Here is a 14,752-nt window from a genome sequence, read left to right on the forward strand (position 1 = left end):
ATGTCGGACGATCAGGATAAAGACAGCAAAACAGAAGCCCCGTCAGAGAAGAAGATCTCCGACGCCGCCGAAAAGGGTAATGTGCCCTTTTCGCGCGAAGCCACGATGTTCGCATCGACGCTCGCGATCTACATTTTCTTCGTCTTCTTCCTGACCGACGGCGTCGCCACCCTCACCGAGGCGCTCAAGGATATCTTCGAGCAACCCGAGGCCTGGCGGCTGGAAAACGCCACCGACGTCGTGGCCCTGATCACCCATCTGATCTGGAAATCGACGGCCCTGGTTGTCCCGGTTTTCGTCCTGCTGATCGTCTTCGGTGTCGGCGCCTCCATCTTCCAGAACTTACCCCTGCCGGTTCTCGACCGCATCCAGCCCAAGCTCAATCGGGTATCACCGATGGCGGGGCTCAAGCGGATCTTCGGCATCCAGGGCCTGGTCGAATTCGGCAAGTCGCTGTTCAAGATCATCATCGTATCCGTCGTCGTCGTCCTGGTGCTCTGGAACGACTATTTCGCCACGCTCGACCTGATGTTTTCCGATCCGGTCACGATGTTCTCGACGATGGCGAGCGACCTCAACGAGATCATGATCGTCATTCTGCTGTCGACTGCAGTGCTGGCGATCGCCGACCTCTTCTGGTCGCGGCACCATTGGTACACCGAACTGATGATGACCAAGCAGGAAGTGAAGGAGGAAATGAAGCAGGCGCAGGGCGACCCGATCGTCAAGTCGCGCCTGCGCTCGATGCAGCGCGACCGGGCGCGCAAACGCATGATCTCGTCGGTGCCGCGCGCCACGCTGGTCATCGCCAACCCGACCCACTATGCCGTCGCCTTGCGTTATGTCCGCGAGGAGAGCGACGCGCCTATCGTCGTGGCAATGGGCCAGGACCTGGTTGCCCTCAAGATCCGTGAAATCGCAGAGAAAAACGGCATTCCCGTCTTCGAGGACCCGCCGCTTGCACGCTCCATGTTTGCACAAGTCTCGGTCGATAGTGTGATTCCACCGGTGTTTTACAAGGCAGTTGCCGAACTCATTCACCGCGTGCATGCGTCGCAACCAAAACGGATGACATAACTCCGATGAAAAAGTGCGAATTCTCCGAGAAGCGAGAACAGATCGTAGCTGAAGCAATTCGCCCTGTGGCGACCGAACTGCGTCTCATCGACGCCGCCGATTTCATCGCGCTATTGCGGTTCGAGTCCTATGCCAGCCTCGCTGACCTCGTCGAATCGGCAGCGGAGCTCTATTTTCTGCCCGGCACGGTCAATTTCGGCCTCGGCGGCAACTACAATCTGGATTGGGACAGCGAGCCGGAAATCGTGCTCGACCTCGAACTGAAGCCCCGCGGCGTGACCATCTATGTCCGCCTGTCGCTCGGCAACGAGACGGCCGGGATCGAAATCAGCCACATCAATTTCCAGAACCCGTCGTCCGACCCGGACGAGAACACGGCCTTTCTGGCGCGGAGCCTCGCAGAGGCGAAATTCATCAAGTCCTACGAGTTGCCGCTGGCGAGCTGAAAGCGCCACTCGGACGGATCTCGTCTGGACGTGCGATTGACGCTGGCAGGTTCAATTCCCTCGGCTCCGCTGCCCAAAAGGCCGGCGTGGTCCGTCGTGTCCGGGGCTAGCTGATGTAGCCGAGGCGGATCGCCTTGGCGATCGCCTGGATGCGGTTGACCGAATCGAGCTTGGTGGTCGCAGCCCCCAGATAGGCGTTGACCGTGTGGACCGAAAGTCCCATGCGCTCGGCGATCTCTTCGCTGATGTGACCGTCGCCCGCCATCTGCAGGCAGGCGATCTCGCGATCGCTCAAGGTTTCCGCCGGGGCGACGCGCTTCTCGTCGGCCGCCAGAAGATCGGTCATGATCATGCAGCTGCGGCCGTGCAGATCGACCACCTGCTCCGTGGAGGCGTCGACGTAGCTGCCGGCAAAGACGACGTAACCGTTGCCCTGGGCGCCGAGCCTGACGGGGAAAGCAATGCCGGAATAGGGAAGCTTGCGACCCTTCAGGCGATACGCGAAAGGCGCAAGCTCGGAAAGCTCGGCCGCCTGGTGCTCGCCGGCGCCGTCCCAAAGGATCGGCAGCAGCGACTGGTCGAGATGCGCGACCAGTTCTTCGCCATAGGCGTTGACGAGATCATGGGCATTGGCTTCCGCTGCTACGCCCCAGTTGTCGAGGACGCAGGTGAGCTTTCGGGCACTGCCGGTTCCCTTGCCGTTGAGGCGCAAGACTGCGAAGTGCTTGGCGTTGATCTGACGCTGCATGGCTTGCAGGCGCGTGACCAAGGTGGCCGCTCGCGCGGCGCGGTTGCCGTTTCTTGCGAGCTTCTGCTCGTCCTCGATCCGCCCGCCGCCAAGAAAATGCGTCATCGCGCCCGTTCCTTACACAAGATTATTGCGCACCGCGTAGGCAATCGCTTCGGACCGCGTCCGGGTCGCGGTCTTGCGCATGACGCTGGTGATGTAGTTGTTGATGGTGTTGCGCGAGATGCCCAGGATTACCGCGATCTCTTCGCTGGTCTTGCCTTCGGCAATCCAGAACAGGCACTCCAGTTCGCGCTCGGTCAGCTCGAAGTCGCGGTCATGGCGCACTTCGGCGCGCGTGGTGAAGCTTGCCAGATAGCCCGCCAGAAGCGTGACGTCCCGCAGGCTCTCCTGCGACAGGATCACGTCGTCCGGGACCAGCAGCATCAGGGAGAAGCGCAGGCGCCCGACATTGAAGGTGATTGCGCAGTATTCGCGGCTGATGCCGCGCGGCAACTCGGTATTGTCGGGCAGCGCATGAAAACACGGCTGCAGCACCGCGAGGCACTTTTCCAGTTCCGTCGTCTTGGCATGAAGCGCGGTGATCACGCCGGAAAGCCGCCGAACGACGTCGAAAGGCCAGTCCGAGCAGACCACGTGGTCGAGGCCGCTGTCCTGCGACAGATCATAGCGCGCCAGGAGATAGTGACTCGCGCCGACATATTCCGTCAGAGCCGAAAGACCGCTTCCGAGACCGCCGCGCCCGGCGACTTCGCCCAGTCGTCGCAAAAGCTGCTCGCGCGAAAACCCGCCGCCGCGTGCGCGTGTCGGTGCCGTCGGCAAAGGCCAGACAGCAATGTCTGCTTGCGAAATGTCCATGAGTTCAGCCCCTGTGCCGGATCCACATCCCGGAACTGCATTTGCGCTGCCGCCGCCAACAGCCGGCCGAAGCCGAATATTACCACCAGTCGCAGATCAGGACGCGAATCAACTGCTAAAAATGTACATCGACGCGAGAAAAAAAACATCGCCCTCTTCTGGCTATTTACTTCGCATCGCCGGCATGTCGCGATTCGCGATCGCACGCCTCTGCCGACACCCATCTGCTGCGGCAAGAACCGACTTAGAATCGCAACACCTTGAAAGGAAAAGCCTTTTCTCTTGGAAATCAGCGATTTTCGCGCGCGGAACGAGAGAGGGGGCGGCATCGCGAGAGGAAAATGATGGGATTTCATCCCAAAAAAGGACGGTTTTTCGCGCACAGAGAATTTCGAATGCGCGCGATATTATACTTTGTTTTCATAGCTGTTGCTCAAATGCACCAGCCTATTTTCAGGCGCCGCTCATTTTACCGATATATAAATTGTGAAAGTCAAAGAATAAATTTCTATAGTAATAATGTTATATTTGCGATGAACTCTGTATAGCCCGAATCCGGAATAGTAGATAGCAACGCGGAATGCACGTCATGCGGGCGCGCCGAATCTATAAATTAAGATATCGTTAAAATATTACCATCCGAGATTCCACCAGGACTCGACCGGACTCCGTTGGAAACTTGAAGCAATTTCGGCGCCAGATGAAATATGGCGGCCGGACTCCGGCAATATTTGACCCGAACACCAAAACCCAGCGCAAGCGCGATGAGGCGTGGCGGCGACAAGAAAAATCCCGCCACAAGGGCGGGATTTGCAAGAAGTTCCGGGGTCGTTTTCTGTCCGTCAGGCCGCCTTGTCGAGAGCCCACTTGCGCAGGATCTTCGCCGCGCGCTCTTCGCTGATCTCGACCATGCGAGCCAGGCGCCGCTCCGGCCCTTCCTTGACGCGGCGGTTGAAGCTGCCGCTGTCGTCGCCCATGCTGAGCAGGTCGTCGGTGCTGTCGAAGCCGAAGTCCGAGCCGAAGCCTTCCATGAGCGCGCCACCGGCGCCGGCAGTGGCCGGAGAGAAGTCGGGCAGCTCGAGGCCAGCGGCCTCCCCCTGGATCTGGCCGGCGCCGCCGCCGAGACCGAGCTGGCGAGCCAGTGGCCGCATGCCCATCCAGACCACCAGGAAGGCGACCACGATGAAGGCCAGCGCATTGATGATGCCGCCGAGGTTGCGGGTAAGCGTTTCCATGACACCCGGGCCGGCAACCGCCTGGTCGAGCAGCTGCGTCTCGACGAAGTCCATGGCAGTCAGGGTCACGATATCGCCGCGGCTGGTGTCGAGGCCTGCAGCCGAGGCGACGATCTTCTGCATGTCAGCGAGATAGGCGTCGATCTTGGCCTGGTCGGCCGGCTCGCCCACCATCGCTGCCAGGCGGCCACGGTTGACGACGACGGCAACGGAGAGCCGCTCAACCGTGTAGCTGTTCTTGACGGTGGCGATCGTCTTGCTGTTGATTTCGTAGTTGGTCTGTTCTTCCTTCTTCTCGGCCTGGTCGCTCGACTGCGGGCCGGCACCACCCTTCGGGGCGGCCTGAGGAATGTTCTGCTGTACGGTCGCGGCATTGTCCGGCTGCTGCTGGCTGGACTTCTGCTCTTCCTTGGTCACACGGGTCGAGCGCTCGACACGCGATTCCGGATCGAAGACCGTTTCCTGGATCTGCTGCGTGTCGGTGTTCAGACGCGCCGTGACGCTCGAGCGGAAGTTGTCCATGCCGAGGAACGGAGCAAGCGCGTTGTCGATCTTCTTCTCAAGCTCGGTCTGCACGTTCTGGACAACGCCGAGCGACTGATTAAGGGCGCTGTTGGCCGGGTCGTCGCCGGAGGCGAGAAGCTGCCCGGTCGAATCGAGCACGGTCACGTCATCGACGTCGAGCCCCGGTACGGACGAGGCGACGAGGTGACGGATCGAAGCGGCGGCGCTGCGGCCGACCGTGGCGCTGGCGCGGATCATGACCGAGGCGGTGGGGTTCTGGTCTGCCTTGCGGAAGCTGCCGCGCTCCGGCATCACGATGTGCACGCGGGCGGCGGCGATACCGGAAATCTGCTGGATGGTGCGGCCGATTTCGCCTTCGAGGGCACGCACGCGGGTCACTTCCTGCATGAAGGAGGTGAGGCCGAGCGAACCGACATTGTCGAAGAGTTCATAGCCGGCATTGGCGCTGCTCGGCAGGCCACGCTCGGCCAGCAGCAGGCGCGCCTTGCTGGTCATGCCGACCGGAACCTGCAAACTGGCACCGTCAGCCCCAACATTGAAATCGATGTTGGCCTCAGCCAGCGCGATGCTGATCTGGGTGACATCGCTGCGTTCGAGCCCGACATATAGCGTCTCGAACGAGGGTCTGTTGACGTAAATTCCAGCCCCGAGCACCATGCCGACCGCAACAATGCCAGCCGCCGCCAACGCGATCAGCTTGCCTTGCCCGAGACTGCTCAGGTTCTTCGTGAACGTCGAGAGTTGATCCAACAGACTCATTCTGTTTCCGCACCCAGTATCGCAAGGTCATCGGGCCGATCATCGGCCGAGCGCCCTGCGCAGTTCCAACATTCGGGTTTTCTGGGTATCGACATGCCGAGTATCGACTTCCAATGCGCGCGAATCCACCAGTCCCGATCCGGACCGTAGGAAACGAAACTTGCGCGAACTTGGCTTGATGAGCCCAATCGAAGCGGCGGAAGCCTCGCCACAAAACTTATCCACCGGCGCGAAACGGGCCGTCGGGCGCAGCCAAGCCTCGCCGCAGAGCCGCAACGGCATCGGGACACGGTGCAGCAAGCTGCTGATTATAAAAGGATATTCTCAGGCGCGCGCCTTGCAGCGCGCTTCGCAAGCGTCAGAACGCTTCGAAATCGCCGGCCGCCTTCGTCAGCGGCTGGGAGTGGCCGTGGCGCAACATGCCGTTGCCAAGTGCCTTTTTCATATCGGCAAGCTTCACAAGATTGACGGCCGTGGTGACGTCGACCATCCAGGCGTCCGGGATCGATGCGGTAATCGTGTCGATGAATTCGGCCAGCCCGCGGGTCTTCTGCACCGCAAGGTCGATGCCCTGCAGCACCATCATCTTGTCGGGATTGGCAAGCGCATCGGCACCATGGTCACCGGCAAGCTGCGGCTCGATCCGCTCGATTAGATAGGCGACGTCGTGCAATTCGGTGACGATGCGCATCAGCACTTCGGGGAGCGCTTCTTCCACGTGCGGCATGTGGGCCTGGTAGTCGGTCTGCATGTGTATGTCTCACGTGGCTCGGGGCTGCGGTAGAAGTCGTATTTCGGGCCTGCGAGGCGCCTGCCTCGCAGGATCAGAAGAATTCGATGGAGCTTTCGGCCGGCTTCGGCGCGACGATCGGGCGTTCCTCCAGTTGCACCGTGCGCTGCGTTTCGACGCCGGTCAGGGCATATTGCCGGGCGCGGCCGGACGACGGCCAGTATTCGAGCTTGCGACCGTGCTCGCCACCGGTGCTCTCGCCGACGATACGGATGCCCTCGTCGAGCAGGAACTGGCGTGCGAAGGCGGCGTTCTGTTCTCCGACATTGGAAAACCGCGCGATCGTCTTGGCGCCGCCGAAGATCTTGGCTTCGAGACGATCTCGCCGAGCGCCCTGTTTCAGGAGACCGTTGATGAGCAACTCCATGAGGTGGACCCCGTAGCGGGTCGCGTCGCCGCCGGATGTGGGCGACGTCGCGGAACCTGGCAGCAGGAAGTGATTCATGCCGCCGACGCCGACCACGGGATCGCGCATGCAGGCTGCCACACAGGAGCCGAGAATGGTCGACAAAACGATGTTGGGATCGTTGAAGACCTTGTACTCGCCCTGAATGACATGCACGCGCTTGCCGGCGGCTTCCATGTTCATTTGAGCGCCCCGAATACGGCTTCGATCGCAGCCTTCATCTTTTCGATGGTGAAGGGCTTGGCCAGAACGTTGTTGGCACCGAGGGCGGCCGCCTTCTGGACGAGGGCACGGTCGCCCTGGGCCGTCAGGATGATGAAGGCCGCCTTCTTGGTCGCCGGGTTCGAACGGACCGCCTGCAGCAGACCAAGCCCGTCCATCTTCGGCATGTTGAAGTCGGAGATCACCAGGTGGTGCGGGTTCTGAGCCATGATCTTCATGCCCTGCTCCCCGTCACCGGCGGCGGTGATCTGCTTGAAGCCGAGCTGCTGCAGGGCGTCACCCAGGAGCAGGCGGCTCGTCACCTGATCGTCGACGATCAGAACTTTGATTTTTTCGGCGATGGACATTATTCGCTTCCTTCCTTGCGGAGCGCCGCTGCTTTCAGGACCTCCTCCCCGATGGAGCCGAGGGGGAGCTGGGTTTCAACGGCGCCCAATTCATAGGCGACTCTCGGCATGCCGTAGACGACACATGTCTTTTCGTTCTGGCCGAAGGTCTTTGCTCCGGCATGCCGCATTTTCAGGAGACCGGAGGCGCCGTCGCGCCCCATGCCGGTCAGAATGACACCGATCGCATTGCGCCCGGCAAGCTCGGCGACCGAATCGAACAGTACGTCGACCGAAGGCCGATGCCCGTTGACCGGGTCGCGGTCCACCAGCCGGCAGCAGGGCGCCGTCGGATTGGCGACCTGCAGATGGCGCTCGCCACCGGGCGCCAGGTAAACCTTGCCGATTTCGAGCCGCGCACCGTCCGTCGCCTCCTGCACCGCAGGCGCGCAGAGGCGGTTCAGCCGTTCTGCGAAGCTCTTGGTGAAGGTGTGCGGCATGTGCTGTGTGATCACCGTCGGCGGGCAATTGGCCGGGAACTTCTGCAGGACCGTGATCAGGGCTTCAACGCCGCCGGTCGAGGCGCCGATGGCGATAATCTTGCGACCGGCCCGGTATTCAGACGCCGTGTTCGCATTGGCCGGAGCCGGCGCCGCAACCTTGTTACCCGTGATGATGAACTTGCGTTGCGAGCGAGCCGCTGCCTTCACCTTGTCGACGAGGCCGGCAAAGGGATGCGGGTCGCCGGGATGCGGCTTGCCGACGCAATCGAAGGCGCCGATCTCAAGTGCGGCGATCGTGGCTTCGGCCCCCTTGTGGGTGAGCGTCGAGACCATGATGACCGGCATCGGCCGCAGCCGCATGATCTTGTCGAGGAATTCGAGGCCGTTCATGTTCGGCATTTCGATGTCGAGGGTGACGACATCGGGATCGAGCTGCTTGATCGCCTGGCGCGCTTCCATGGCGTCGGCCGCCTGGCCGACGACGGTCACGTCAGGATCGGCGTTGAGCACGGCGGTGATCAGGCCACGCATTGTGGCGGAGTCGTCAACGACGAGAACACGAGCGGGAGCTGTCATGCCCGTCCTCCATGAAATTTGCCGGTGTGGCGGTAGGTGGTAATGCCGATGTTGTCGAAGTGCGCCTTGGCGTCACCGGACACCCGTTCGGAATGGCCGATATAAAGGTGACCGTCGGTGTTCAGCATGCCGGCGAAGCGCGACCAGATCTTCATCTGCGTCGGCTCGTCGAAATAGATGACGACGTTGCGGCAGAAGATGACGTCGAACGGACCCTTGAACGGCCACTGCGCCATCAGGTTCAGTTCGTTGAAGGTGATCAGCCGCTTGACGCGATCATCGACCTGCCACTTGAAGCGGCCGCCGCTGTTGACCTCGGAGAAATATTGCTTGCGCATGGCCGGATTGACGGTTTCGAGCGCGGTCGCGTCGTAGGCACCGGCGCGAGCGAGCGCCAGGATCTTCGGGTCGATGTCTGTCGCAAGGATGCGGAAGTCGTAGTCGGCGGCGTTCGGCAGCAGCGACAGGACCGTCAGCGCGATCGAATAGGGCTCCTGCCCATCCGAGCAGGCGGCCGACCAGATGCGCACCCGGCCACCGGCCTTGGCACGCGCGATCAACTCCGGCAACACGTCGGTCTTCAGGTGCTCGAAGTGATGGTTCTCGCGGAAAAAGCGCGTGAAGTTCGTCGTCAGGTGCGAAAGCATGTCGCGCCGTGCGGCCGCACCGGCGGGCGAAGCGACCAGCTGGCAATACTCGCGGAAGCCTTTGAGCCCGAGATTGCGGATGTGCTTCGACAGCCGCGAATAGACGAGCGACGCCTTGGTCTCGTTGAGGTAGATGCCGGCATCCGCATAGATCATCGCGGCGATCTCGGTAAGATCGCGACGGGTCAACGGATACTCGCCGCTCGCCAGGCACTCGTCCGGCGACAGCTTCTGTTCGGCGATGATCTGGCTTCTCATGCGGCTTCCCTTTCTTCCTGCGGGAAGATCGCTTCCAGTTCAATAAGACAGATCATCCGGCCTTCGATCGCGAGCACACCGCGCGCAAAGCTCTTTTCGAACTCCGACGAGATGACATCCGGCGTCGGCTGGATCTTGTCGTCCGTGATCGTCAGGATGTCGGAGACAGCGTCGACCAGAAGGCCGACGACCTGGCTCTTGACCTGTGCGACGATGATGACGTGGCGCACGTTCGGTTCGGCCGGTTTCATGCCGAGCCGGGCCGAGAGATCGACGATCGGCAGCACCGCACCGCGAAGGTTGATGACACCCAGCACATAGGATGGCGCATGCGGCATGGATGTCGCGGGCGTCCAGCCACGGATCTCGCGCACCTGCATGATGTTTACGCAGAATTCCTGATCACCGACGCGGAAAGCGATCAGCTCCCGTCCGTCCGTCGTCAGATTTTTTGCGGCATAGGTCATTGTCATTATCCGACTGCAGCAAGTGACATTTCAGGTTTCAGCGAATGCCCGCGCGAGGCGGCGACGATCGCGTCGACATCGAGGATGAGCGCCACGCGGCCGTCACCGAGAATGGTCGCGGCGGCGATACCCGGCACGTGGGTGTAGTTGGCTTCCAGGCTCTTGATCACCACCTGGCGCTGCCCCTGGATCGCATCGACCATCAAAGCGCGCTGGCCGCCACCTTCCGATTCCACCAAGAGCGCGACGCCCTCGACCGGGTTCGCCTGGATGGCGCGGAAGTTGAGGATGCGACCGACGTCGACGAGCGGGCAGAACGAGTTGCGGATCGAGATGAGCCGCTGGTTGGAGCCGAAGGAGTGGATCGCCGAGGCTTCCGGCTGCAGCGTTTCGACGATCGCGGTCAGCGGCACAACCAGCGTCTGGTTGGCAACGGTGACCACCATGCCGTCGAGAACGGCGAGCGTCAGCGGCAGGCTCATGGTGAAGACCGAACCGTGGCCCGGCTTCGAGGAGATGTTTATGCGACCGCCGAGCGCCTGGATCGAGCGCTTGACCACGTCCATACCGACACCGCGGCCGGAGATGTCGGAGATCTTGTCGGCCGTCGAGAAGCCGGCGTGGAAGATCAGATTGTCGATCTCTTCGTCCGACAGATTGGCATCGGCGGCGATCAGGTCGTTGTCGATCGCCTTCTGGCGCACCTTCTCGCGGTTGATGCCGGCGCCGTCGTCGGCAAGCTCGATGACGATGCGGCCGGAACGGTGCTTCGCCGTCAGGCGGACCGTACCTTCGGCGCTCTTGCCGGCGGCAAGGCGCTTTTCCGGCGTTTCGAGGCCGTGATCGACCGCGTTGCGGATCATGTGGGTCAGCGGCTCGGCAAGCTTGTCGATGACCGTCTTGTCGACTTCGGTGTTCTCACCTTCGGTGATGAGGCGGACCGACTTGCCGGTCATGTCGGCGATTTCGCGAACGATACGCGACATGCGCTGGAAGACAGGCTTCACCGGCTGGGCGCGGATCGCCATGACCGAATCCTGGATCTCGCGGGTGAGCTGCTGCAGCTCTTCGAGGCCCATATTGATCGAGGACGTACCGTTGGTGTCGTTCTCGACGACGCTCTGCGAGAGCATCGCCTGGTTGATCACGAGTTCGCCGACAAGGTTGATCAGGCGGTCGACGCGATCGAGATCGACGCGGATAGTCGGCGTTGCAGCCGATGCGGCAGCCTGTTGCGCGGCAGCGCTCTGTGCGGCGGCACTGGCAGCGGGTGCCGCCTTTTCGGCCGGTACGCGGGCGGCGGACTGCGCCATCTGCAGCACGTTGCTGGCCGTGCCGGCAGCCGAAACCGCGGCGTCGCGATCCTGCTGCTGGGAGGCAAGCTGTTCTTCTTCCTCGACGACACCGACCGATACCGCCGGTTCGTCATCAAGGATCGACAGGTCGAAGGGAACGGGCTGCATCGGCAGCTCTTCGCCCGACTGCGTCGCCTCGTCTTCGATCAGCGAAATCTCCAGGTCGCAATCCCACTCGGCAAATTCGAAGACGGTGCGGATCGCGTCCTCGCCCTTGTCGGTCTTGAGCGAGATCTTCCAGAAGAAATAAGCACTTTCCGGGCTCAGCCGATCGAGCGTCGGCAGTGCGCCCATGTCGCAGTGGATGCTCATCTCGCCGAGGCGCGAGAGGTCGCGCAGAAGCAGCGTTGCCTCGTTACCCTTGGCGTAGAGATCGGACTTCGGCTTGAAGACGATCTCGTAGGTGGGCATTTCCATCAGCGGCGGTTCTTCGGCCGCGTCGAAGTCATCGAAGGAGAAGGCGACCGGCTGGAAGCCTTCGTCGTTGACCGGCGGCGGCGCCACGGCGGCGACCGGCTTGGCAACCGCTTCGACCGGTGCTGCCGACGCCTGCGGCACTTCGCCGTTTGCGAGCGCCTCGAGTTCCTTGATCAGCTGGCGGCTGCGCGCCTCATCGACGCTGCCGCCATCGCGCGCAGCGTTGGTGAGGTCGGCGAGCACGTCGGCCGACTTCAGCATCACCTTCAGAACTTCCGGACCGGGATCGAGCCTGTTGGAACGAACGCAATCAAGGGTCGTCTCGAACACGTGCGCGAAGGAGACCAGGTCGTCCAGCCCGAAGGCGCCGGCACCACCCTTGATGGAGTGCACCGCACGGAAAACGGCATTGACCGTTTCCGGGTCGCGGTCGCCATCATTGAGCTTCAGCAGACCCGATTCCAGTTCGGCGAGTTGTTCCTCGCATTCCTGGAAGAAGATCTCTTTGATTTCGTTCATATCCATTGGAGGCTATCCCCGGACTTCAGGCCGTTACGCGCTCGATTGCATCGATGAGTTTGGTCGGGTCGAACGGCTTGACGATCCAGCCGGTTGCACCCGCCTGACGCGCGCGGTTCTTCTTTTCCGCATCGCTTTCGGTGGTCAGTACCAGGATCGGAATGGCGCGGTAGCGATCGTTCTTGCGCACGCCTTCGATGAAGCCGAAACCGTCGAGACGCGGCATGTTGATGTCGGTGACGATCACGTCCGGATTGGCTTCCTCCAGGACCTCAAGGCCCTCGACGCCGTCTTCGGCCTGGATCGTTTCGAAACCGGCATTGTTCAACGTGACCAGCAGCATGTTTCGGATCGTCCGGGAGTCGTCGACCGTCAGAACTCGCTTCTTCATTTCTCAAATCTCCTTTGCCATCAGGTGGTCGATCTCGACCCCGATGAGCTGTGTCGTTTTGTCGAAAGCGTCCGACACCTTGCTGAAGGTGAAAGACAAATGATCCTCTTCCCAGGTCTTGGCGCCGGCCATCAGCACCTGGACACAAAGCGTCCCGACCCGCTCGACCGCAGAAGCGTCGATCACGATGTCGCTGCCCTTGAGCGCGAGCAGCTTCTCGTGCAGTGCCGTCGCCTCGTTCAGGTCCAAAACCGGAGCGAGGCTAAGCGTCTTCTGAGCGGTCTTCTTGCTGGCCATTCCTGTCTTCCTCGACTGCTAACTCTCTACTGCCCTAATAATCAGCGCTGCCAACCGGCGAGCTGCCGCTGCAGCCCGTCGTCAAACAGCGGTGCGGCCGGCTCGTCGGCAACGGCGGCCGATGCGTGACGGAAGGGCTCGCGACCGATGCGTGCCTGCGCAACCGGATGGCGGCGCTCCAAGCGGAACTGACGGATGGTCTCGCCGAGTTCGACGATGACTGTGTGAAGATCGTCCGACGAGCGGACGGTATCGCCGGCGAGCGCGGCACTTGCCTCGACGCCCCTGGAGATCGTGCCGATTTCGCTGGCAACGCCGCGGAGGTCGCCGACCTGCTGCTCCGCCTCGCGGGCGATGCCGGAGACGGCGGAATTGATCGACGTCACCTGCTCGACAATGCTGCTGATTGCGTCCTGGGTGCGGCCGACGATCTCGACGCCGGTCTCGACCTGCGCCTTGGTGCCGGAAACGAGCTGCTTGATTTCGCGCGCCGCTTCGCCGGAGCGCTGCGCCAGCGCGCGTACTTCCTGGGCAACGACGGCAAAACCGCGACCGCTGTCGCCGGCGCGCGCCGCTTCGATTCCGGCGTTGAGCGCCAGAAGGTTGGTCTGGAAGGCGATCTCGTCGATGACGCCGATGATCTGGCCGATCTTTTCAGCCGAAGCCTCGATGTCGGCCATGGCGGTGATCGCCTGGCCGGCGATTTCGCCACTGCGCTCGACGGCGAGGCGGGTCTCGTTGGTCTTCGTCTCCGTGGCGCTGATCCGGCCCGAGCCGGTCGCCATGCGTCCGGCCATGTCGGAGAGCATGGCAAGCTGCCCGGAAAGCGCTTCGGCTTCAGCGCTCGCCTTGCCCGAGAAGGCGGTTGCGCCATCGCGCATGCGGTCGACGAGGGCCCCGGCGGCCTGGTTGCGCTGATCGGACGCCTGAAGGCTTTGCTGGATCTGTTCAAGCGCAGCATTCAGGCTCGCGACGATCGGCTGATAGGCTTCGACGGCCGTTTCCGGCAGCCGCGCGCCGAGATCGCCCTGGCTCACGCCTTCGGCAAAGTCGCCGAAAAGCGCCTTCACTTCCTGTTCGTCGGCGCTGCGCTGCTCGGCGAGCTGCCGCTGATGCTGCTGGCGGAGAGCGTTGAAGCGGAGCGAAACGCCGATCTCGCTGTCGACGAAGGTCGTGCGCACCAGAGCGGCGACGAGGTCGCAAAGTTCGCGGCGGCGCGCCTTGCCCATCGGCAGGAAAGATCGAGGCCAAGCGTCTTCGATGAGCCCGACGATGAGATGTTCGAGTACGACGGCATGGCTTGCCATCTGCCAGCGCGGGTCGAGGCCCATGCGGCTTGCGGTGTCTGCGAGCACCTTGATGCGCTCGGCATAGAGCCCGTCAAAGCGTGCGTCGGTCAGCACGTTCCAGTGCGACGACTGAAGATCCTGGAGGCGATCGATCTGGCGGTCGCTGTCGAAATGGCGGGCGGCGTCGGGATAGGTCTGGAGACGCTGGAAGAGGTCGCGAAGCGCCTGATCGATCCGGGGAGAAAGCTTTTGCCTGTGATCGCGGACGCGGTTGCAGCTCTCGTCATCGAGCCCGGCAAAGCGCAGGCGCTCCAGCAGGCTGCCTGCCTGGCCCTTTTTTGCCTGTTCTGACGATGCTTCCTGCCTCAACGCTGATCCCCGGTGTGCACGTTCGGAATTTGCCTGGGGAGCATCAGGGAGGGCCACGGTCCACCGGACGTGCACGCCACATCGATGAGATCAGCCTCCGCCGAAAAGCGTCTGCTGTCGTTCATCCCGCAAGTAGATTCGGTGAAGAATGGATACCGGACCGGAACCGGTACGGCGGGGCGGCATCATGCCTTGAGGAGACTTGTGAATTATCCCATTCCGACGTGTGGGACCATGTTTATGGTTAATTCCTTGCTTGAAGGTTAACGGTC

15 protein-coding genes are annotated in these 14,752 nt (G+C 62.0%); 2 read left to right on the forward strand and 13 right to left on the reverse strand.

Annotated features, from left to right (window positions below; all coding sequences use genetic code 11):
• Entirely contained in the window at positions 1-1,077 is a 1,077-nt protein-coding gene (gene flhB / locus ACIQUG_RS17645) for a flagellar biosynthesis protein FlhB (RefSeq protein ID WP_043613043.1), read from the forward strand.
• A gap of 5 nt (positions 1,078-1,082) precedes the next feature.
• Positions 1,083-1,523: a hypothetical protein gene (locus ACIQUG_RS17650; protein WP_043613045.1), complete on the forward strand. Its 441-nt coding sequence runs from the start codon at positions 1,083-1,085 to the stop codon at positions 1,521-1,523.
• A 106-nt stretch (positions 1,524-1,629) separates the two neighbouring features.
• On the opposite strand, the gene visR is transcribed toward ACIQUG_RS17650, so the two are convergent.
• The 13 genes from visR to ACIQUG_RS17715 all read right to left on the reverse strand — a co-directional run bounded on the left by visR (position 1,630) and on the right by ACIQUG_RS17715 (position 14,480).
• Positions 1,630-2,376: a transcriptional regulator VisR gene (gene visR, locus ACIQUG_RS17655; RefSeq protein WP_402323348.1), complete on the reverse strand. Its 747-nt coding sequence runs from the start codon at positions 2,374-2,376 to the stop codon at positions 1,630-1,632.
• 12 nt (positions 2,377-2,388) lie between these two features.
• The gene (gene visN / locus ACIQUG_RS17660) at positions 2,389-3,129 is read right to left on the reverse strand and encodes a transcriptional regulator VisN (protein ID WP_402323349.1); all 741 of its coding nucleotides are present in this window, start codon (positions 3,127-3,129) and stop codon (positions 2,389-2,391) included.
• A gap of 842 nt (positions 3,130-3,971) precedes the next feature.
• A complete protein-coding gene (gene fliF / locus ACIQUG_RS17665; protein ID WP_205237095.1) occupies positions 3,972-5,648 on the reverse strand; it encodes a flagellar basal-body MS-ring/collar protein FliF in 1,677 nt (558 codons plus the stop codon).
• A 358-nt stretch (positions 5,649-6,006) separates the two neighbouring features.
• Positions 6,007-6,399 carry a hypothetical protein gene (locus ACIQUG_RS17670; RefSeq protein ID WP_043613055.1) on the reverse strand — a complete coding sequence of 131 codons (393 nt, stop codon included), beginning with the start codon at positions 6,397-6,399 and terminating at the stop codon, positions 6,007-6,009.
• 73 nt (positions 6,400-6,472) lie between these two features.
• Positions 6,473-7,027: a chemoreceptor glutamine deamidase CheD gene (gene cheD / locus ACIQUG_RS17675; protein WP_043613058.1), complete on the reverse strand. Its 555-nt coding sequence runs from the start codon at positions 7,025-7,027 to the stop codon at positions 6,473-6,475.
• Positions 7,024-7,413 carry a response regulator gene (locus tag ACIQUG_RS17680; protein WP_025425902.1) on the reverse strand — a complete coding sequence of 130 codons (390 nt, stop codon included), beginning with the start codon at positions 7,411-7,413 and terminating at the stop codon, positions 7,024-7,026. Before ACIQUG_RS17680 ends, cheD begins: the two co-directional genes overlap by 4 nt.
• Entirely contained in the window at positions 7,413-8,471 is a 1,059-nt protein-coding gene (cheB, locus tag ACIQUG_RS17685; RefSeq protein WP_402323350.1) for a protein-glutamate O-methylesterase CheB, read from the reverse strand. The genes ACIQUG_RS17680 and cheB overlap by 1 nt, the downstream gene beginning before the upstream one ends.
• Positions 8,468-9,376 (reverse strand): protein-glutamate O-methyltransferase CheR, encoded by a 909-nt coding sequence (cheR, locus tag ACIQUG_RS17690; RefSeq protein ID WP_402323351.1) that lies wholly within the window; start codon positions 9,374-9,376, stop codon positions 8,468-8,470. Before cheR ends, cheB begins: the two co-directional genes overlap by 4 nt.
• Entirely contained in the window at positions 9,373-9,843 is a 471-nt protein-coding gene (locus ACIQUG_RS17695; RefSeq protein WP_043613065.1) for a chemotaxis protein CheW, read from the reverse strand. The genes cheR and ACIQUG_RS17695 overlap by 4 nt, the downstream gene beginning before the upstream one ends.
• 5 nt (positions 9,844-9,848) lie before the next feature.
• On the reverse strand, positions 9,849-12,140 hold the full coding sequence (locus tag ACIQUG_RS17700) for a chemotaxis protein CheA (protein WP_402323352.1): 2,292 nt from the start codon (positions 12,138-12,140) through the stop codon (positions 9,849-9,851).
• 19 nt (positions 12,141-12,159) lie between these two features.
• Complete coding sequence (locus ACIQUG_RS17705; RefSeq protein WP_025425897.1) at positions 12,160-12,525, reverse strand: response regulator; 366 nt, start codon at positions 12,523-12,525, stop codon at positions 12,160-12,162.
• Between the two features lie 3 nt (positions 12,526-12,528).
• Complete coding sequence (locus tag ACIQUG_RS17710; RefSeq protein WP_043613068.1) at positions 12,529-12,822, reverse strand: STAS domain-containing protein; 294 nt, start codon at positions 12,820-12,822, stop codon at positions 12,529-12,531.
• Positions 12,823-12,863: 41 nt separating this feature from the next.
• Complete coding sequence (locus ACIQUG_RS17715) at positions 12,864-14,480, reverse strand: globin-coupled sensor protein (RefSeq protein ID WP_402323353.1); 1,617 nt, start codon at positions 14,478-14,480, stop codon at positions 12,864-12,866.
• Between the last annotated feature and the right edge of the window lie 272 nt (positions 14,481-14,752).

It is taken from the genome of Ensifer sp. NPDC090286 (assembly GCF_044769565.1).
In the GTDB taxonomy this organism is placed as follows: Bacteria; Pseudomonadota; Alphaproteobacteria; order Rhizobiales; family Rhizobiaceae; genus Ensifer.

What these genes read in the sequence shown, in the direction of transcription:
- ACIQUG_RS17710 (WP_043613068.1), bottom strand. Translation starts at nt 12,822, where the DNA reads ATGGCCAGCAAGAAGACCGCTCAGAAGACGCTTAGCCTCGCTCCGGTT.
- ACIQUG_RS17695 (WP_043613065.1), bottom strand. Translation starts at nt 9,843, where the DNA reads ATGACCTATGCCGCAAAAAATCTGACGACGGACGGACGGGAGCTGATC.
- cheB (WP_402323350.1), bottom strand. Translation starts at nt 8,471, where the DNA reads ATGACAGCTCCCGCTCGTGTTCTCGTCGTTGACGACTCCGCCACAATG.
- flhB (WP_043613043.1), top strand. Translation starts at nt 1, where the DNA reads ATGTCGGACGATCAGGATAAAGACAGCAAAACAGAAGCCCCGTCAGAG.
- cheD (WP_043613058.1), bottom strand. Translation starts at nt 7,027, where the DNA reads ATGAACATGGAAGCCGCCGGCAAGCGCGTGCATGTCATTCAGGGCGAG.
- ACIQUG_RS17670 (WP_043613055.1), bottom strand. Translation starts at nt 6,399, where the DNA reads ATGCAGACCGACTACCAGGCCCACATGCCGCACGTGGAAGAAGCGCTC.
- ACIQUG_RS17680 (WP_025425902.1), bottom strand. Translation starts at nt 7,413, where the DNA reads ATGTCCATCGCCGAAAAAATCAAAGTTCTGATCGTCGACGATCAGGTG.
- cheR (WP_402323351.1), bottom strand. Translation starts at nt 9,376, where the DNA reads ATGAGAAGCCAGATCATCGCCGAACAGAAGCTGTCGCCGGACGAGTGC.
- visR (WP_402323348.1), bottom strand. Translation starts at nt 2,376, where the DNA reads ATGACGCATTTTCTTGGCGGCGGGCGGATCGAGGACGAGCAGAAGCTC.
- fliF (WP_205237095.1), bottom strand. Translation starts at nt 5,648, where the DNA reads ATGAGTCTGTTGGATCAACTCTCGACGTTCACGAAGAACCTGAGCAGT.
- ACIQUG_RS17700 (WP_402323352.1), bottom strand. Translation starts at nt 12,140, where the DNA reads ATGGATATGAACGAAATCAAAGAGATCTTCTTCCAGGAATGCGAGGAA.
- ACIQUG_RS17650 (WP_043613045.1), top strand. Translation starts at nt 1,083, where the DNA reads ATGAAAAAGTGCGAATTCTCCGAGAAGCGAGAACAGATCGTAGCTGAA.
- ACIQUG_RS17705 (WP_025425897.1), bottom strand. Translation starts at nt 12,525, where the DNA reads ATGAAGAAGCGAGTTCTGACGGTCGACGACTCCCGGACGATCCGAAAC.
- visN (WP_402323349.1), bottom strand. Translation starts at nt 3,129, where the DNA reads ATGGACATTTCGCAAGCAGACATTGCTGTCTGGCCTTTGCCGACGGCA.